18 protein-coding genes, 1 tRNA gene, 1 other RNA gene and 1 pseudogene are annotated in these 18479 nt (G+C 73.2%); 14 read left to right on the top strand and 7 right to left on the bottom strand.

What is annotated here, in order from left to right:
- Positions 1-96: 96 nt before the first annotated feature.
- The 3 genes from ACWGKI_RS18000 to ACWGKI_RS17990 all read right to left on the bottom strand — a co-directional run bounded on the left by ACWGKI_RS18000 (position 97) and on the right by ACWGKI_RS17990 (position 1566).
- Positions 97-525, bottom strand: coding sequence for a hypothetical protein (locus ACWGKI_RS18000; RefSeq protein WP_452188816.1), 429 nt, complete (start codon positions 523-525; stop codon positions 97-99).
- A gap of 9 nt (positions 526-534) precedes the next feature.
- Positions 535-702 carry a hypothetical protein gene (locus ACWGKI_RS17995; protein WP_452188815.1) on the bottom strand — a complete coding sequence of 56 codons (168 nt, stop codon included), beginning with the start codon at positions 700-702 and terminating at the stop codon, positions 535-537.
- A 779-nt stretch (positions 703-1481) separates the two neighbouring features.
- Positions 1482-1566 (bottom strand) — tRNA-Ser (locus tag ACWGKI_RS17990).
- A 196-nt stretch (positions 1567-1762) separates the two neighbouring features.
- Between ACWGKI_RS17990 and ffs the strand changes: the two genes are divergently transcribed.
- From ffs to ACWGKI_RS17970, 4 genes are all read left to right on the top strand, one after another.
- Positions 1763-1859, top strand: an RNA gene (gene ffs / locus ACWGKI_RS17985) — signal recognition particle sRNA small type.
- Positions 1860-2290: 431 nt separating this feature from the next.
- Entirely contained in the window at positions 2291-3190 is a 900-nt protein-coding gene (locus tag ACWGKI_RS17980; protein WP_380241150.1) for a MetQ/NlpA family ABC transporter substrate-binding protein, read from the top strand.
- A 92-nt stretch (positions 3191-3282) separates the two neighbouring features.
- A complete protein-coding gene (locus tag ACWGKI_RS17975; protein WP_452188814.1) occupies positions 3283-4398 on the top strand; it encodes a methionine ABC transporter ATP-binding protein in 1116 nt (371 codons plus the stop codon).
- A complete protein-coding gene (locus tag ACWGKI_RS17970; protein WP_380241154.1) occupies positions 4395-5057 on the top strand; it encodes a methionine ABC transporter permease in 663 nt (220 codons plus the stop codon). The genes ACWGKI_RS17975 and ACWGKI_RS17970 overlap by 4 nt, the downstream gene beginning before the upstream one ends.
- 12 nt (positions 5058-5069) lie before the next feature.
- Here the strand turns inward: ACWGKI_RS17970 and ACWGKI_RS17965 are convergent, their stop codons facing one another.
- From ACWGKI_RS17965 to ACWGKI_RS17955, 3 genes are read right to left on the bottom strand one after another with little or no spacing between them, the layout of a single operon-like run.
- Entirely contained in the window at positions 5070-5858 is a 789-nt protein-coding gene (locus tag ACWGKI_RS17965; RefSeq protein WP_452188812.1) for a hypothetical protein, read from the bottom strand.
- Complete coding sequence (locus ACWGKI_RS17960) at positions 5855-6661, bottom strand: ABC transporter ATP-binding protein (RefSeq protein WP_452188810.1); 807 nt, start codon at positions 6659-6661, stop codon at positions 5855-5857. The genes ACWGKI_RS17965 and ACWGKI_RS17960 overlap by 4 nt, the downstream gene beginning before the upstream one ends.
- Positions 6654-7235, bottom strand: a complete 582-nt coding sequence (locus tag ACWGKI_RS17955) for a TetR/AcrR family transcriptional regulator (protein WP_452188808.1) — start codon at positions 7233-7235, stop codon at positions 6654-6656. Before ACWGKI_RS17955 ends, ACWGKI_RS17960 begins: the two co-directional genes overlap by 8 nt.
- Before the next feature lie 91 nt (positions 7236-7326).
- Between ACWGKI_RS17955 and ACWGKI_RS17950 the strand changes: the two genes are divergently transcribed.
- The 3 genes and pseudogenes from ACWGKI_RS17950 to ACWGKI_RS17940 form a co-directional block, all read left to right on the top strand.
- Positions 7327-10458, top strand: a complete 3132-nt coding sequence (locus ACWGKI_RS17950; RefSeq protein ID WP_452188806.1) for a DNA polymerase III subunit gamma and tau — start codon at positions 7327-7329, stop codon at positions 10456-10458.
- Position 10459: 1 nt separating this feature from the next.
- The gene (locus tag ACWGKI_RS17945; RefSeq protein WP_452188804.1) at positions 10460-10924 is read left to right on the top strand and encodes an NUDIX hydrolase; all 465 of its coding nucleotides are present in this window, start codon (positions 10460-10462) and stop codon (positions 10922-10924) included.
- A gap of 10 nt (positions 10925-10934) precedes the next feature.
- Positions 10935-11294 (top strand): annotated as a pseudogene (locus tag ACWGKI_RS17940) (VOC family protein); the annotation flags it as partial.
- A 144-nt stretch (positions 11295-11438) separates the two neighbouring features.
- Here ACWGKI_RS17940 and ACWGKI_RS17935 read toward each other — a convergent pair.
- Positions 11439-11960, bottom strand: a complete 522-nt coding sequence (locus ACWGKI_RS17935) for an NUDIX hydrolase (protein ID WP_452188802.1) — start codon at positions 11958-11960, stop codon at positions 11439-11441.
- 158 nt (positions 11961-12118) lie between these two features.
- Here ACWGKI_RS17935 and recR point away from each other — a divergent pair, with 158 nt between their 5' ends.
- The 7 genes from recR (at position 12119) to ACWGKI_RS17900 (ending at position 18282) form a co-directional block, all read left to right on the top strand.
- Positions 12119-12718, top strand: a complete 600-nt coding sequence (gene recR / locus ACWGKI_RS17930; protein ID WP_380241170.1) for a recombination mediator RecR — start codon at positions 12119-12121, stop codon at positions 12716-12718.
- A 73-nt stretch (positions 12719-12791) separates the two neighbouring features.
- Entirely contained in the window at positions 12792-13361 is a 570-nt protein-coding gene (locus tag ACWGKI_RS17925) for a DUF5063 domain-containing protein (RefSeq protein ID WP_380241173.1), read from the top strand.
- Between the two features lie 87 nt (positions 13362-13448).
- Positions 13449-14012: an RNA polymerase sigma factor gene (locus ACWGKI_RS17920; protein WP_452188800.1), complete on the top strand. Its 564-nt coding sequence runs from the start codon at positions 13449-13451 to the stop codon at positions 14010-14012.
- Positions 14009-14839 (top strand): hypothetical protein, encoded by an 831-nt coding sequence (locus ACWGKI_RS17915; protein WP_380241177.1) that lies wholly within the window; start codon positions 14009-14011, stop codon positions 14837-14839. The genes ACWGKI_RS17920 and ACWGKI_RS17915 overlap by 4 nt, the downstream gene beginning before the upstream one ends.
- 97 nt (positions 14840-14936) lie before the next feature.
- The gene (locus ACWGKI_RS17910) at positions 14937-15719 is read left to right on the top strand and encodes a TSUP family transporter (protein WP_380241187.1); all 783 of its coding nucleotides are present in this window, start codon (positions 14937-14939) and stop codon (positions 15717-15719) included.
- 126 nt (positions 15720-15845) lie between these two features.
- Positions 15846-17150, top strand: coding sequence for an aspartate kinase (locus ACWGKI_RS17905; RefSeq protein ID WP_380241189.1), 1305 nt, complete (start codon positions 15846-15848; stop codon positions 17148-17150).
- A gap of 7 nt (positions 17151-17157) precedes the next feature.
- Entirely contained in the window at positions 17158-18282 is a 1125-nt protein-coding gene (locus ACWGKI_RS17900; protein WP_452188797.1) for an aspartate-semialdehyde dehydrogenase, read from the top strand.
- The last annotated feature ends 197 nt before the right edge of the window (positions 18283-18479 follow it).

Genomic DNA, 18479 nt, shown 5'->3' with positions numbered 1-18479 from the left:
GGACCTCCGGGTTGTGAAGACTTCGACATCTCCACTAAGCCCGGAGGTCCTCCCTTCGACAACCCGAACTGGCACCAACCTCCTGGCCGGGTACAGCTAGGGCGTTGCGGCGGCGTCAGGTGCTGCCGAACTCTCTGGAGCGTGGGGAGTTCGGTCGGTGCGCGAGGTCCAACGGATGATGACGTAGGCCCAGGCGGCGAAGGTGGCGATTGTGACAATCGTCCACGGTAGGAGGACTGGCCAAGCGTTGCCCTCGCATTCGGGGTAGATCGTGTCGTCGATGAGTGCTTGCCCGATCACGCTCCCGCAGATGGCACCGTCGGGAGCGGTCGCTTGACCAAGGCAGTTCCACCATGCAAAGGCCAGCAGGATGAGGGCGACGGCAGTGACAGGCCAGGCGACCGCGCGGGTGCGCCGAACGCCTCGAAGGTTGGCAATGATCAAGACGAGTGTTGTCGCCCCGACGATGAGTAGGGGCAGGGTCCACACGACGGACAGGAGAACGGCGAGATCGCTGTCGGACATCGGTACCTCCTAGCGGTGCTTGAGTGCGTACCAGACGCGCTTGATCTTGCCCTGGTCCTTGGCGAGCTTGATCGAGGTGGTCAGGGGGATGTTGTGACGGTTGGAGCTCTTCTGGCTGATGAACGGCATGTTCGGGTAGTTCTTGTACACGCCGGTGCGGTTGCCGGTGACGACCATGACGTGGTCGATGGTGCCGTCGGCGCGGCCGTAGCACGGTGTCGGAGATGACCTGGTAGCCGGTGTCGGTCTGGCGCAGCACGTACCGGTGGGTGTCGGTCCAGGACGACTCGATCTCCTCGCTTCCCGAACCGACTGGCCCGCCTGACTCATGGATGCCGGGCATACCGGTCGAGGTGGTCGTGGTGGTGACGGCGGCATCGACGCGGACCTTGCCCGATCGGTCCAGCACCTTCACCGTGCCCGGGGTGATCGTGGTGTGCGCGTCGATGATGCTCAGCCCGGCCTGGGTGAACGTGGTGTCGACCCCGCAGGGGTGGCGGCCGCGGCAGTGGAGATACTCCCGCCCAGCAGGCAGGCACCGACCAGCCCGGCCGTGACGGTTCGTGCAGTCCTTCTCAACTCAGACCCCTTCGACCTGTTCAACGGTCCGCGGGGCCTCTCGGCTCGTTCGAGAAGTTCTGCCCTGCGGTCCGTCGACCAGGTTCCGCCCACATCCCGGGGTGCGACCGCCAGAACGAGACGGATTGCAAGAACTGCAAGCCCAGTTCGTCACACCGCGGTGCTGAGCCCGTCGCGTACCCCGCAGTGAATCGTGCGAGCGTCCGTCCGGTCGGCAGCCGGCCCGGGACCGGCGCGGCGGGTCGGATGAGCGGTACTGATTGAAGGGGCGACGAGCCACGATGCTCGATGAGTCGCTTCCCGGTCCGCGCAGAGACGAGGTTGGGCGAACGACGACGGGGCCCGCACCGTGTGGTGCGGGCCCCGTCGGTTCCAGGCGGAGGATGGGGGATTCGAACCCCCGAGGGCGTGAACCCAACACGCTTTCCAAGCGTGCGCCATAGGCCGCTAGGCGAATCCTCCTGGAGCGCAGCCGGCATCGAGCGCCAGCAGCCTCAGCAGGATAGCCGACACCTGCGGCTCCGTCCGAATCGCGAGGACGTGACGGTGGTCTCGGCTCTCGCTGCACCCTGGCAGGGCCGTGCCGGGGCGCGGCGCGGGTGCGAGGAGGTCCCGGCGCCGGTTTCGGGACCGGGCGGGGTCTCGGTTAGGCTGTCGGGCAGACCCCTCGTGCGGCACCATCTCGCCGAACTCCCCCAGGGCCGGAAGGCAGCAAGGGTAAGTGAGCTCTGGTGGGTGTGCGGGGGGTCCTTACTTTTGCCGGACCGTCCCAGAACACGCGGCAGACGAGGCCCTCGCGGCGTAGCGAGAGTGCCCCGGGTCACAGAATCCACGATGCGGATACAATTCCGTCCGCTCCCTGAGATTTGCCGGTCACCGGCTTGGTGCAGGGCCGCTGCGGATGGTCACCTTGACGGCATGTCCCGCTTCGCTCCCGCAGCACCCTCGACCGCGCGCTCCTGCCGTCGCGGCGACATGTGCTGCCCGGCGGCGACCGCGGGACGAATGTGCGTGCTCGACTGACCATCGCTCGGCCTCGCGCCTGACGGCGCCACCCGCCGTCGCCCCGCCCCCGGCACCGCCCGGGAGCCCCGTTCTCTCGCCGCCTCGAGCTGATGGCCGTGGCTGCCGCACCCACCCCGCCTCTTTCGGCGCCGCACCCCGGCGCCTGCCCGGAAGGACGACCATGTCCCGTAGCACCCGCAACCGCCTCCTCACCGTCACCGCGATCGCCGCCGTCACCACGTTCGCCCTGTCCGCCTGCGGCGGCTCGGACGCCGCCTCGGGCGACGGCAAGGGGGACGGCAAGCTCCGTGTCGGCGTCGTCGGCGCCTCCGACGACAAGTGGGGCGTCTTCACCCAGGAGGCCGCGGCCGAAGGCCTCGACGTCGAGCTCGTGGACCTCCAGGACTACACGCAGGCCAACCCGTCCCTCTCGCAGGGCCAGCTCGACGCCAACCAGTTCCAGCACCTGCAGTTCCTCGCCGGGTACAACGTCGACGCCGACGACGACCTGACGCCGATCGGCGCCACGGCCGTCTACCCGCTGGGCCTGTACTCGTCGAAGCACGACTCGCTCGACCAGATCCCCGCCGGCGGCCAGGTCGCCGTCCCGAACGACCCGACCAACCTGGCCCGCGCGCTCCTCGTGCTCCAGGAGGCCGGTCTCATCGAGCTGAAGGACGGCGGCAGCGCCGTCTCGACCGAGGCCGACGTGCTCCCCAGCTCCAAGGTCTCCGTGACCCCGGTCTCCGCCGAGCAGACCCCGATCCAGCTCCAGTCGGTGGACGCGTCGGTCATCAACAACGACTACATCGAGGACGCCGGCCTCTCCGCCGACGACGCCCTGTTCCAGGACGACCCCGACTCCGCGGCCGCCGAGCCCTACATCAACGTGTGGGTGGCGCGGGCCGAGGACGCCGACGACCCGGACCTCCTGAAGCTCGCCGAGGTCTCGCACTCCGACGCGGTCGTGGCCGCCGAGAAGAAGGCATCCGGCGGCACCGCCGTCATCAAGAAGAACTCGCCCGAGGAGCTGCAGAAGATCCTCACCGGCCTCGAGGACGACATCCGCGCGGCCTCCTGACCCGCCACCCGGACGGGGCGCGCCACCCGCGCCCCGTCCGCGGTACGGGGCACGACGGCGAAGGACGAGGACAGAGCAGTGAGGACGGACACGTGAGCGAGACCGAGACCGCAGGCGCGGCGCGCGCCGGCACCCCGGCGATCGAGCTGCGCGGGGTGTCGAAGACCTTCGGGGACGGCGACCGCGCCGTGCGCGCCGTGGACGACGTGTCCCTGACGGTGCACGCCGGCGAGATCTTCGGCGTCATCGGCTACTCCGGCGCGGGCAAGTCGACCCTCGTGCGCCTGGTGAACGCCCTGGAGGTCGCGACCTCCGGGACGGTCGTCGTCGAGGGCACCGACCTCTCGGGGCTGCCCGAGCGGCGGCTGCGCGGGGTGCGCGCCCGCATCGGCATGATCTTCCAGCAGTTCAACCTGCTGACCTCGCGCACCGTGGCGGGCAACGTCGCCTACCCCCTCAAGGTGGCGCGCTGGCCGCGGGAGAAGCGCGCCGCGCGGGTCGCCGAGCTGCTGGAGTTCGTCGGCCTGGCCGACAAGGCCAAGGCCTACCCGCGTCAGCTCTCCGGCGGCCAGAAGCAGCGGGTCGGCATCGCGCGCGCCCTCGCGACGTCGCCGACCATCCTTCTCGCCGACGAGTCGACGTCGGCCCTCGACCCCGAGACCACCCGGGACGTGCTGGCGCTGCTGCGGCGCGTCAACGCCGAGCTCGGCATCACCATCGTCGTCATCACGCACGAGATGGAGGTCGTGCGCTCCATCTGCGACCGGGTGGCCGTCATGGAGCGCGGCAAGGTCGTGGAGGTCGGCGACGTGTACGACGTCTTCTCCGCCCCGCGGGCCGACGCCGCCCAGCGCTTCGTCGGCACCGCGATGCACGACCGGCCGTCGCCCGACGCCCTCGCCCGGCTGCGCGAGCGGCACCCGGGCCGCCTCGTCACCGTGGGCGTGCGCGAGGGCGCGAGCACCGGCACCGACCTCTTTCGCCTGCTGCGCGAGCACGAGGTGGACGGCGCCGTCGTCTTCGGCGGCATCAGCGAGGTGGGGGAGCGGCCCTTCGGGTCGCTCACCGTCGAGCTCGTCGCGCCCGACGAGCGGGTCGCCGCGTTCCTCGCGGCGCTGCGCACCCGTGCCGACGTCGTCGACCTCGGCACCGCCGCCCGCCCGCTCGACGACCCGCGATCAGCTCTCGCCGAGGGAGGCACCCGATGAACCGCGACTGGGACACCCTCTGGCCGCTCCTGTGGGAGGCGTTCGGCCAGACCCTGCAGATGGTCACCGTGGCGATGCTCACCGGCGGCCTCGCCGGGCTGGCGCTGGGGCTGGCGCTCTACGTCACGCGGCCGGGCAACCTCATGGCGAACCGGGCCGTGTTCGGCGTGCTCAACGTGCTCGTCAACATCGTGCGGCCGATCCCGTTCATCATCTTCGTCACGCTGCTCGGGCCGGTGACGCTGCAGGTCGTCGGCACGACGCTGGGCACCGCGGCGTTCATCTTCCCGCTGTCCGTGATGACGGCGTTCGGCACCTCGCGCATCGTCGAGCAGAACCTCGTCGGCATCGACCCCGGCGTCGTGGAGGCGGCCCGGGCGATGGGCGCATCGTCGTGGCGGATCATCACCACCGTCCTCGTGCCCGAGGCGCTGGCGCCGCTGATCCTGGGGTACACGTTCCTGTTCATCGCGGTGCTCGACATGTCCGCGATCGCCGGCCTCATCGGTGGTGGCGGCCTGGGTGACTTCGCGCTGCGATACGGCTACCAGCGGTACAACTGGATGGTCGTCGTCGTCACCGTCGCGGTGATCATCGTGATCGTGCAGGTCGTGCAGTGGCTGGGGAACCTCTTGGCGCGCAAGGTGCTGCACCGCTGAGCTCCCCTCGGGTCAGACGTCCGTGAGGCGGCGCCACTGCGCGGCGACGAGCACCGCCGCGGCGGGTGCCACGACCGCGGTCAGGGCCAGCGCGGCCCCGCCGACGTCCGCCGCAGCCTCGGGCCCGCCGGTGCCGGTCCACAGGGACGGGACGGCGTAGGGGAACCAGGCGCCCGCTCCCACCAGCACGACGACCTGCGTCAGCGCCACGACCCCGATCAGCGCGCCGACCGTGGCGAGGGGGCTGCACGTCGCCGTCGCGACCGCGGCGAACGGGAGGCTGAGCCCGGTCCCGAGCAGGCCGGCGCCGAGGGCTCGGCCGGCGGCCGCCCAGGCGTCCGGGCCGAAGGGTGCGGACGTCGAGGCGGCGGCGAGGGCCGACGTCGCCACGGTGAGCACGGTCGTCGCGACGACGCACGCCGCCAGCCAACCCGCCACGACCAGCACCCGCGCGAGCGCCAGGGTGCCGCGCGGCGTCGCGAGGCCGAAGTACGCGCCCGCGCGCCCGTCGGCCAGCGGCTGGCCGAAGGTGGCGGCCACGGCGAACCCGCCGGCCATGAGCACCGCGACGGAGAGGATCTGGCCGGCGACGACGAGGTGGGTCGTGGCGAGGTCGCCGGTGGCGTAGTCGGCGAGCTTGGCGGCGCCCGCACCCTGCACCGCGCCCGACCGTGCCAGCGCGGTCAGCCCGACCGACGCGAGCGGGACCAGCGCGACCAGCAGCGGTGTCGCGAGCCGCTGCACGGTGGCGCGGCGCCACGCGAGGAGCTCGACGAGCAGGGCGGTGCGCAGCGCGGTCACGCGTGCCTCCGAGGGTCGGCCAGAGGGTCGGCCAGGGGGTCGGCCGAGGGGTCGGCCGCGACGTCGGCCGCGACGTCGGCCGCGAGGACGAGGTCGAAGAACCGGCGCTCGAGCTCGGCCCCGCCAGGGGCGAGCGTCCCGACGACACGCCCGCCGTGCACCGCGAGCACGCGGTCCGCGACGCGCGCCACCTCGTCGAGGTGGTGGCTCGACACCAGGACCGCGGCCCCGCTCGCGGCGCGCTCCCGGACCAGCGCGCGCACGAGCACGACCCCCCGCGGGTCCAGGGCCGAGGTGGGCTCGTCCAGGACGAGGGCGTCGGGCGCGTGGACGACGGCGCACCCGACGGCGAGGCGCTGCGCGTTGCCGAGGGACAGGGCGCGGGCGCGGGCGTCGGCCCAGGGGGTGAGGTCGAGGCGGTCCGTGACGGCGACCACCGCGTCGTCGACCGCGTCGTCGACCGCGTCGCGGGCCAGCCCGTGCAGGAGGGCCGCGACCCGGAGGTTCTCGACGACGGTGAGGGCGGGGTCCACCAGCGCGGCGCCGACGACGTGGCCGAACCTGCGGGCGGCGGCCACGGGCAGCCGTGCCGGGTCGTGACCCAGCACCCGGGCGGCACCGGCTGCGGGCCGCAGGCGGCCCGTGAGCACGCGCAGCGCCGTCGTCTTCCCCGCTCCGTTGAGCCCGATCATGGCCACCACCTCGCCGGGCGCCACGGTGACGGACAGGCCGGTGAGCGCCCGCCTCCCGCCGAAGGCGTGGTGGACGTCGCGGAGCGCGAGGGCGGGAAGCGGGTCAGGCATCGTCGTCACCCGGCGCGAGCAGCCGGAGCGCGCGGGCGACGGTGTCGGCGACCGTCGTCGCGGGGTCGGCGGGCGCGAGGAGCGCCGCGGTGCACGCGCCCAGGCACGCGGCCGCGGCGACGGTCGCGTCGAAGCGAGGGACGCCGTCGGCGACCAGGCGGTCGGCGACCGCGCGCTCGGTGGCCGCGGTCGCGCCGACGGCCGCCGCCCGCAGCCGGGGCGTCCGTGCGACGAGCGCGACCCGCCGCTGCGCGGTGGTGTCCTCGGCGGGCGCGACGTCGCCGAGGGCCGCGAGCATTCCTCGCCGGACGCGCTCGACGGGCGGCAGGTCCGCCGGTTGGGCGCCGACGGCCTCCGCGATGAGCGGGTCGTACGGGTCGGAGACCAGCAGGGCGTCCTTCGTGGGGAAGTGCCGGAACAGGGTCATCTGCGTGACCCCGGCGGCGTCGGCGATCTGCGCGGTCGTCGTGGCGTCGTAACCCTGCCGCTCGAAGAGGTCCAGGGCGTGGGAGACGAGGCGGTCGCGCGTACGTCGCGCCCGCGGGGTGACGAGCACGGGGCCGTCGGCGGTCATGAAGCCACCGTACACCTGAATGTGAGTGACTCACTTTTCGCCCTGTGCAGCGGCCTCGTCCGTGTCGGCTGGGGCGTCTAGGGTTGGCGGGGTGACCACCGCTCTGTACCGCCGCTACCGGCCCGAGACGTTCGCCGAGGTGATCGGCCAGGAGCACGTCACCGCACCGCTCATGCAGGCCCTGCGCAGCGGGCGCGTCAACCACGCGTACCTCTTCTCCGGCCCGCGCGGCTGCGGCAAGACGACGTCGGCGCGCATCCTCGCGCGGACGCTCAACTGCGCCCGCAACACGCCGGAGACCCCCATCGACACCCCGTGCGGCGAGTGCCCGTCGTGCGTCGAGCTGGCGCGCGGCGGCCCCGGCTCGCTCGACGTCGTGGAGATCGACGCGGCCAGCCACAACGGCGTCGACGACGCGCGCGACCTGCGCGAGCGGGCCACGTTCGCCCCCGCGCGCGACCGGTACAAGATCTTCATCCTCGACGAGGCGCACATGGTCACGCCGCAGGGCTTCAACGCCCTGCTCAAGATCGTCGAGGAGCCGCCGCCCCACGTGAAGTTCGTCTTCGCGACGACCGAGCCGGACAAGGTGATCGGCACCATCCGGTCGCGCACCCACCACTACCCGTTTCGGCTCGTGCCGCCGGACGTGCTGGGCCCGTACCTCGAGCAGCTCACCGCCGCCGAGGGGATCGAGCTGGGCGGGGGCGTCGTGCCGCTGGTCACCCGCGCCGGCGGCGGCTCCGTGCGCGACAGCCTCTCCGTGCTCGACCAGCTCATCGCCGGCGCGACCGGCGGCACCGTGGAGTACGACACCGCGGTCGGCCTGCTCGGCTTCACCCACGCCACGCTGCTCGACGACGTCATCGACGCTCTCGCCGCGAGCGACGGCGCGTCCATCTTCCGCGTGGTCGACCAGGTGATCTCCACCGGGCACGAGCCCCGGCGGTTCGTGGAGGACGTGCTGGAGCGGCTGCGCGACCTCATCGTCATCGGCGTCTCCGGTGACGCGGCCGAGGCCGTGCTCCGCGGGCTGCCCGCCGACCAGCTCGAGCGGATGCGCACCCAGGCCGGGCGCCTCGGCGTGGCCGAGCTTTCGCGCGCAGCCGACCTCGTGAACGCCGCGCTCACCGAGATGACCGGCGCCACCTCCCCGCGGCTGCACCTCGAGCTGCTCTGCGCACGGCTGCTGCTCCCCGGGGCGGACGACGGCGCTGAGGGTCTCGCAGCCCGGATCGACCGCCTCGAGCGCGGAGTCATCGGCAGCGCGCCCGTGCGGTCCGCGCCCGCCGCGACGGGTGACCGCGGGCCCGCGACGGACGCGCCCCCGGCGGGTGCGCCTGCGGCCGGTGGCCTGAGCGGTGCCGCCGCCGCGCGTGCCGCCCTGCAGGCGAGCCGTCGCCCCGTCGACTCCGCCGAGCAGGCTGAGACGGCGGTGCCCGCCGCAGCGGCCGCGCCTGCCGCAGCGGTGCCTGAGCGTGCCGGGTCCGACGCGTCCGCCGCGTCGGGGCTCGCGTCCGGACCGGCGGGATCGGGCGAGGCGCCCCAGGACGGCGACGCCGACACCCTGGCGGAAGACGCCACGCCCGTGGCCTCCGAGGTCGTGGACCCCGAGGCTGTGGACCCCGAGCCGCCGGTCGCCGGCGTCGAGGACCTCCGCGCGGTGGACGCTGAGCCGGACGTCGCGGAGCCCGACGACGCGGCGACGGACGACGCGGCGACGGACGGCGCAGAGCCGGTGGACGCGCAGCCGGTCAGCGTGGCCGCCGTCGAGCCCCCCGTCGCCGGCGGGGCGCCGGGCGCGACCGCGGAGATGGTCCGCCGACGCTGGGACGAGGTGGTCGCGAACATCGGGAGCCCGGTGACTCGTGCGCTCGTCGGCCCGAACGCCCAGGTCACGTCGCTCGAAGGCGGGCTGCTGCGGCTCGGCTTCGCCGCCCCCGGCATGGCACGGACGTTCTCGCAGCCCCGGCACGTGGACGCCGTGAGCGAGTCGGTCTACCAGACGCTCGGTGTCCAGGTGCGGGTCGAGGCCACCGTCGACGAAGGGCGGTCCGGTGGCGGGTCCGCGCCCTCCGGAGGCGACCCCGGCGGCCCGCCGCCCGAAGACCCCGACCCGGAACCCGCTCCGAGCGCCGACGACTCCGCCGAGCGGTCCGGGTTCTCGCGCGCGTCCGGCAACCGCCCGGGCGGGGATCGCCCCGCGGGCACCGGGCCGACGGGCTTCGGTACCGGGGGCCACGGTCCTGGGGGACGCAGTTCTGGGGACGACGGAGCTTCCGGCTTCGCACCGACCGCTGGTGGCAATGGCAATGGCAATGGCAGTGGTGGGTGGCCGGACGTGCCGGCGCCCGGAGCCGGCCAGGGGCGTCCGTCCGCGCCTGTCGCCGCGACCCCGGTCGCGACCGTCGCGGCGGCCAAAGTGGCGGCGGCCGGTCCGCGGTCGCCCGGCACCTCCGGCGCGACGGCTGCCGGCGTCGCCCTCGCTGAGCGCCCGACGGAGTCGCAGCGCGACGCGTCCCCTGAGCTCGCATCCTCTGAGCTCGCATCCTCTGAGCTCGCATCTGCGGAGCCCACATCTGCGGAGCCCACATCTGCGGAGCCCGTGGTCCTTCAGGGGCGTGCGGCCGCGTCGGCGCGCACGGCGGCGGAGGACGCCGACGCCGCCTGGCTGGCGGGCGCGTCCACCGCTGCCGCCGCGCCGCGGCGCGCCACCGGGTCCAGCGCCCCCGCCGTCGAGACGGTGCCGCCGTCCGGCTCCCGGGCCGGCGACCCGTCGTCGTGGACGCAGGAGGTCCGGGCACCCGCGCCGTCCGCGCCGTCCGCGCCAGGTCCGGCCGAGCCGAACCGGTCCGCCGCCGCTCCGTCCGGCCCCGCACGGTCGGCGTCGGCGACGGCTCAGGCTGCCGCCACCCCGTCAGGGGCCCCGCCGTCTCCGGCCGCCCCGCCGCCGACCGCACCCGCACCGACCACCTCGCCGGCTGGTGCGCCTGCCGGCTCGCCCGTCCGCGAGACGCCGCGGCAGGCAGCCGAGCGGCGCGTGCGCGAGGCGCAGCAGGCCGAGGCTCGACCCGCCTGGGGCGGGTCGTCCGGCCCGGGCGGGATGGACGACGAGCCGTCCGCCGACGACCCCGACATCACGTCGACCGGCCTGGTCGGCGTGCAGCTGGTGGTCCAGGTGCTGGGCGGCAAGGTCATCGAGGAGATCGCGGAGCAGCCCTGACATGACCGGCCACCCGACCACCGCGTCGAGCTCCGCTCCGGAGATCTCGACGACCCCGGCGACCACCATGCTGCACATCGTCGCTGCCGTCATCGTGCGCGACGACGGCCGCGCGCTCCTCGTGCGCAAGCGCGGGACCACCGCGTTCATGCAGGTGGGCGGCAAGATCGAGCCGGGGGAGGAGCCGGTGGCAGCGCTCGTGCGCGAGTGCGCGGAGGAGATCGGCCTCGTCGTCGACCCGTCCGCCGCCCGGCCGCTGGCCCGCCGCGCCGCCGTCGCGGCCAACGAGCCGGACCACGTGGTCGACGCGCACGTCTTCGAGATCGGTCTGCCGCAGGGGTTCGTCGTCGAGACGCGGGCCGAGCTCGAGGAGCACGTCTGGGTCGACCCGGCCGACCCTGTCGCGCCGCACCCGCTGGCACCGCTGTCGGTCGACCTCATGGCCGACGTCGCCGCCGGCCGATGACCTTCGGCCGGTGAGCGCACCCGTGCCCGGGGGCCCGCGGCGCGGTGCGATCCACCACGTCGAGCTGTGGGTACCGGACCTCGCGCGCGTCGAGCGTTCGTGGGGCTGGCTGCTCGCCCGGCTCGGGTACCGCCCCCACCAGTCCTGGGAGCACGGGCGGTCGTGGCTGCTCGACGACGCCTACGTGGTCGTCGAGCAGAGCCCGGCGCTGTCGGACACCACCCACGACCGCCGTCGTCCCGGGCTGAACCACCTCGCCCTCCACGCCGGCACGCGCGCCCAGCTCGACGCACTGGTCGCCGCCGCTCCCGAGCACGGGTGGACGTTGCTCTTCGCCGACCGCCATCCGTTCGCCGGCGGCCCGGAGCACTACGCCGCCTACCTGGAGGACGAGGACGGGTTCGAGGCCGAGCTCGTCGCGGGGCTGACCGAGAACACCTCGGCGGGCTCGGAACTACCTCGGCAGGCTCGGAACTACCTCGGCAGGACTGGGACTACCTCGCGGGCCTTGGGACTAGCTGGGCTGGGAGCGGCGCAGGTCGTCGAGCCAGGACGCGAAGTTGGCGACGCTGTCGGGCATGAACGGCAGCTCGTCGATCATCCGGAGCAGCCGGGCGGGCGGGACCCACGCGCCCCAGGCGACCTCCTCGGGCTGCCAGGTGACGGCGCCGTCGTAGGTGCACTCGTAGAGGAACTCGCGCATGCGCGTGCGGTCGTCGGCGTAGTCGGCGGACCCGAGGGGCACGAGGTCGACAGCCGTCACCCCCAGCTCCTCGGCCAGCTCCCGGACGGCGGACTCCGCCGGGTCCTCACCGGCGCGCAGCACGCCGCCGGCGCAGAAGTCGTACCGGCCGGGGTAGAGGTCCTTCGTGTCCGTGCGGCGGTGCACGTAGACCTCGCCGGCGCCGTTGCGCACGACGACTGCCGTCGCGGCGTGCCGCAGGTTCTCGGCACGCACCCGGGCCCGGGGCGCCGTGCCGCACGGGCGCCCGTCGTCGTCGAGCAGCGCCACGACCTCGGAGGCGGACAGATCCATGCGAGCCATCCTGCCGCAGCGGTCACGTCGGCAGGTCGACGTCGGGGCGGCAGTCCGAACTGCCGACACGGTCGTGAAGTGCCGCACCGATCACGGAGCCGCCGCTGTCCGGCACCGACAGTCCGCGGTGTCTCCGGCGGCCCGTAGGCTGGGTCCTTGTGTACGAGGGCGCAGTCCAGGACCTGATCGACGAGCTCGGCCGCCTTCCCGGCGTCGGGCCCAAGAGCGCGCAGCGGATCGCGTTCCACCTGCTCGCGGCCGACTCCGCCGACGTGCGCCGCCTGGCCGACGCGCTCACCGAGGTCAAGGCGCGCGTGCAGTTCTGCGAGACGTGCGGCAACGTCGCCGAGTCGCCGAAGTGCCGCATCTGCGCGGACCCGCGCCGCAGCGACGACGTGATCTGCGTCGTCGAGGAGCCCAAGGACGTCGTCGCCATCGAGCGCACGCGGGAGTTCCGGGGGCGGTACCACGTGCTCGGCGGCGCCATCAACCCGATCGAGAACGTCGGCCCCGACGACCTGCGCATCAGCCAGCTCATGACACGCCTCGCCGACGGGGCGGTCACCGAGGTCATCCTCGCCACCGACCCCAACATCGAGGGCGAGGCGACGGCCACGTACCTGTCGCGGCTCATCGCCCCGATGGGCGTCACCGTGTCTCGTCTGGCCAGCGGCCTGCCCGTCGGGGGAGACTTGGAGTACGCGGACGAGGTGACCCTCGGGCGCGCGTTCGAGGGCCGGCGGGTCGTCGGCGGCTGACCAGCCGCGACGCCCGCGAGGACACCGTCCAGCACGACCGACGCCGTCGACCACGGCGGGAGGGGGCAGCATCGTGGGGGAGATCGAGGCGGGCTCAGAGTTCCGGGACGTCGCCGAGCAGATGTCCGCGCAGGCGCGCGTGTTCCTCTCGACGACGACGCAGGTGGCGTCCGGCGCCGCACCGGGGGCCGAGCTCTCGCTGCTGATCCTCGCGACGTCCGACCTGCTCGCCGCGGGCGCGCGGCTGGCCGCGATCGTCGACGTCGTCCCCGCCGAGCGGTGGGAGCCCGACGCCGGCCCGGAGACCGACGTCGACCCCCTGCGCGACGCGCTCGCGAAGATGTTCGACGGCTTCGACGACTACGTGGAGGTGGCCGACCCGGCGCTCAGCGCCGACGTCACCCCCGCCACCCTGTCCGGCGACCTGGCGTGCGTCGCTGAGGAGATCGCCAAGGGCCTGCAGCACTTCGACGACGGTCACGAGCTCGAAGGCCTGTGGTGGTGGCAGTTCAGCTACCTGTCGTCCTGGGGCGAGCGGGCGTCGTCGGCGCTGCGCGTGCTGCAGGGCGTGCTCGCGCACCTGCGCCTCGACGTCGACGACGACGTCGCGGCCGAGGCGGAGTACGACGCCCTGCACTCCTGAGCGTCAGGCCGGCGGCGGTCGCCGCGCGGCACGTCCCGTCGCTCTGCGCTGCGACACACTCGGCGGGGTGACGGACAGGTACCGGGCATGAGCCAGCAGCAGCGGCACGCCGATCCGGAACGCACCTTCAGGGCGCTCTACGAGGCGGTCTATCCGGACCTCGTGAGGTTCGCCCAACGTCGAGCGCATCCCGACTGTGCCGAGGACCTGGCTGCCGAGGCGCTGCTGGTGGTCTGGCGTCGCCTCGAGGACCTGCCACGCTCGCACGACGACGCCCGAGCCTGGGTCTTCGGCATCGCCCGCAACCTCATGCTCAACGATCAGCGGGGTGAGCAGCGCCGCCGCGCCCTCGGCGTGCACCTCGCCGACACGCGGTCGCTCCCGTCGGCCATGGAGGCCGACGGGGTCGTGAGCCTGATCGACCTCGGCCGGGCATGGAAGCTCCTGAGCGAGACGCACCAGGAGGCGATCGCTCTCGCAGCGTTCGAAGGTCTCGATGCGCCCCGGGCCGCCGCCGTCCTCGGCATCTCGCCGGTGGCGTTCCGGCTGCGACTGAGTCGGGCGCGTCGAGCGCTCCGGCTGTTCCTCGACGACCTGCCCCGGCAGGCCGCGCCATCGACCCCCGTCACCGAGAGGACCGCAGCATCATGAACCGTTCCGACACCATCGACGGCGCCCTGCGGCTGCTGGACCGGGCCGACCGCACCGTCGACCCCACCAGCTCCCGTGCTCGCGCTGACCTCGACACCATCCTGGCGACGGAGCCTGGTCGGGCGACGGGGCCGAGGCTCGCGTCGTCACCGATCGCCGACGTCCGCGCCCCTCAGCTCTCCAGGCCCGTCCGTCGAGCAGCCCTGCTCGGCGGCGTTGCGGTTGCGGCCGCCGCGTCGATCGTGGTGATGCCTGCGCTCACCGGCGGAGACCAGGCCTTCGCCACCTGGAAGGCGACACCGCAAGGCATGTCAGCGCAAGAGCGTGAGCGGGCGGCCGACGCATGCCGGGAGAGCCAGGCAGGAGGTCCCGGCAGCGCGTACGTCGACCTGCTGGACCGCTCCGAGACCGTCGTGGCTGAACGCCGAGGGGCCTGGAGCACGGTGATGCTCGCCGACGTCGGCGGATTCTCGGCCCTCTGCATCACCGACGACTCCTCGCACCTCTTCGACAAGGCCTGGATCGGCTCCGTCGGCGCCCCCACCGCCTACGCAGCACCGGGACCGCGCGACCTGTCGGCGAGAGACCTGGGCGTGGGCACGATGAGCTCCGGCGACATCTCGCTGGCGGCCGGCGATGCCGGGACCGAGGTCTCGAGCGTCGCGTACGACAGCCGGTCGCACGGCCGGGTCGTCGCCACCGTGACCGGTGGTCACTTCGCCCTCTGGTTCCCCGGTGATGAGCTGCTGGGCGCGTCGAGCGACGGGGTGGACGTCCAGGTCACGTACACGGACGGCACCACCGACACGGTCCGTCTGACTCTCTGACCGTCGTCGCATCCCGACAGGGAGGCGATCACGGCAGGGACGGCGGGAGAACCGCCACGGGCGAGATCGGCGCCGGTGGGCATGGCAGGATTCCCGCGTGCCCGACCTCGACACCCTCACCATCGTGCTGCTCGTCCTCGCCGGGCTCACCGCCGGCTGGGTCGACGCCGTCGTGGGTGGCGGCGGGCTGATCCAGCTCCCGGCGCTGCTGCTGGTGCCCGGGATCTCGCCGGTGCAGGCGCTGGCCACGAACAAGCTCGGCTCGATCATGGGGACGTCGACCAGCGCGATCACCTACTACCGCCGGGTGGGCCCCGACCTCACGACCGCCGGCCCGATGGCGCTCGCGGCCCTGGTCGGGGCGTTCGGCGGGGCCGCGCTGGCCAGCCGCATCCCGGCCGACCTGTTCAAGCCGATCATCCTCGTCGTCCTCGTGGGCGTGGCCACGTACACCGTGCTGAAGCCGAAGCTGGGCGCGCACGACAACCTGCGCTGGGAGGGCAACCGGCACCGCTGGACCGCGGCCGGCATCGGGCTCGTCATCGGCGCGTACGACGGGCTGCTCGGGCCCGGCACGGGCACGTTCCTCGTCATCGCGCTGGTGAGCGTGCTCGGCTACGCGTTCCTGCCTGCGTCGGCGCTGGCGAAGATCACCAACTTCGCGACGAACCTCGGCGCGCTGCTGTTCTTCGTCCCGCACGGCGCGGTGCTGTGGGGGCTGGGGCTCATGATCGGCGCGGCCAACCTCGTGGGCGCGTACGTCGGAGCGCGGATGGCGGTCGCCAAGGGCAGCGCGTTCGTGCGCGTCATCTTCGTCGTCGTGGTGGGCGCGCTCATCATCAAGCTCGGGTACGACGTCTGGCACGACTGGAGCGCGTGAGGCGTTCACGACCTGGACCACACCTGCGGCCCGAGGTGACGACCACGTAGCATCGACGGGCAAGCACCAGCACCCGGCGGGCCGTTGAGAGAGACGGAGGCCGGCCAGCAGAAGGTTGTGACAGGTATGGCACTTGTCGTACAGAAGTACGGCGGATCCTCCGTGTCCGACGCCCACAGCATCAAGCGCGTGGCGAAGCGGATCGCGGCGACCAAGCGGGCGGGGAACGACGTCGTCGTCGTGGTGAGCGCCATGGGCGACACCACGGACGAGCTCCTCGACCTCGCCGGGCAGATCACCCCGCTGCCCCCGCAGCGCGAGCTCGACATCCTCCTCACCTCCGGTGAGCGCATCTCGATGTCCCTGCTCGCCATGGCGATCACGAACCTCGGGGTGAAGGCGAAGTCCTTCACCGGCCAGCAGGCCGGCCTCATCACCGATGCGGTGCACGGCCGCGCGCGGCTCGTGGACGTCGTCCCGCACCGTGTCCGCGAGACGGTGGAGCGGGGCCAGGTCGCGATCGTCGCCGGGTTCCAGGGCGTGAGCTCGTCGAACGACGTGACGACGCTCGGCCGCGGCGGCTCGGACACGACGGCGGTCGCGCTCGCGGCAGGGCTCGACGCCGACGTCTGCGAGATCTACACGGACGTCGACGGCGTGTTCACCGCCGACCCGCGCATCGTCCCGGCGGCGCGGAAGATCGACCGCGTCACCTACGAGGAGATGCTCGAGCTCGCCGCGTCCGGCGCCAAGGTCCTCGCCCTGCGTGCGGTGGAGTACGCACGCCGCTACGACGTGCCCGTGCACGTGCGCAGCTCGTTCAGCAACACCACCGGCACCCTCGTCACCGGCACGTACGGCGACGCGATCGACCCCAACGCCCCCACGGGCGACCAGGAGGAGACAGAGATGGAAGCCCCGATCATCTCCGGCGTCGCGCACGACCGCAGCGAGGCCAAGATCACCGTCGTCGGCGTGCCGGACAAGCCCGGCACCGCCGCCCGCATCTTCGAGGTGGTGGCCGGCGCGGGCGCGAACATCGACATGATCGTGCAGAACGTCTCGGCGGCACACACCGGCCTCACGGACATCTCGTTCACGCTGCCGCACGCGGACAGCCCCTCCACGCTCGCCGCGCTGAACGCCCTCCAGGAGGAGATCGGGTTCGCGTCGCTGCAGTACGACGACCAGATCGGCAAGCTGTCGCTGGTCGGCGCGGGCATGAAGTCGCACCCTGGGGTCTCGGCGCGGCTGTTCGGCGCGCTGCGGGACGCGGGGATCAACATCGAGATGATCTCCACCTCGGAGATCCGCATCTCGGTCGTGACCCGCGAGGACGCCCTGGACGACGCGGTGCGCGCCATCCACACGGCGTTCGAGCTGGACTCCGCCGAGGGCGAGGCCGTCGTCTACGCCGGCTCGGGGCGGTGACGCGCTGATGGTCCAGATCAACACCTCCGGCGTGAACGTCGCCATCGTCGGCGCCACCGGCCAGGTCGGCGGCGTGCTGCGCCGCCTCCTGGCGGAGCGCGCCTTCCCGGTCAAGGAGCTGCGGTTCTTCGCCTCGGCGCGCTCCGCCGGCAGCACCCTGCCGTTCGAGGGCGTGGACGTCGTCGTCGAGGACGTCGCGGCCACCGCCACCGACGACCTGGCGGACGTCGACGTCGCGATCTTCTCCGCGGGCGGCGGCACGTCGCGCGAGCACGCGCCCCGGTTCGCCGAGGCGGGCGCCGTCGTCATCGACAACTCGTCAGCGTGGCGCCTCGACCCCGAGGTGCCGCTGGTCGTCTCCGAGGTGAACCCGGAGGCGATCGGCGACGCCGTCAAGGGCATCGTCGCGAACCCGAACTGCACCACGATGGCCGCGATGCCGGTGCTCAAGCCGCTGGCCGACGAGGCAGGGCTGGAGCGGCTGCGCGTCGCGACCTACCAGGCGGTGTCCGGCTCCGGCCTCGGCGGGGTCAAGGAGCTGGCCGACCAGGCGCGGGCCGCCGTCGCCGGGGACCTGGAGGGACTGGCGCACTCTGGTGCGGCGGTCGACTTCCCGACGCCGGACAAGTACGTCGCGCCCATCGCGTTCGACGTGCTGCCGCTGGCCGGGAACCTCGTGGATGACGGCTCGGGCGAGACCGACGAGGAGCAGAAGCTCCGCAACGAGTCCCGCAAGATCCTCGGCTTGCCCGACCTGGCCGTCGCCGGCACCTGCGTGCGGGTGCCGGTGTTCAGCGGGCACTCGCTGGCCATCCACGCCGAGTTCGGTGCCGCGATCACGCCCGAGCGTGCCCGGGAGCTGCTCGCGTCAGCGCCGGGCGTCGAGCTGGCGGACGTGCCCACCCCGCTGCAGGCTGCGGGCGCCGACCCGTCGTTCGTCGGGCGGATCCGCACCGACCAGTCCGTGCCAGGCGGGCGCGGCCTCGTCCTGTTCGTCGCGAACGACAACCTGCGCAAGGGTGCGGCGCTCAACGCCGTCCAGATCGCGGAGATCGTCGCCGGCGACCTGGCCGAGCTGGCCGCGCTCGACGACGTCGACGCCGCCGAGGCTGCGGAGGCCACCCCCGCCTGACCCTGCAGCGCCTGCACGACCACGGGGCCCGGTGACGAGCGATCGTCGCCGGGCCTCGTGCTGTGCGGACCCGTGCCCGACCCCGTCCGCGGTCGACCTGTCCGTGGGTGGGTCAGCAGGTGCGGTTGCCGTGGAGGTCTTGGCAGACGAGGTGGGTGCGGGCTTCGGTGATGGTGAGGGGGGTGGTGGTGCTGGTG

This window comes from Isoptericola sp. NPDC055881 (assembly GCF_053615895.1).
This window is presented reverse-complemented; position numbering and strand designations above follow the sequence as displayed.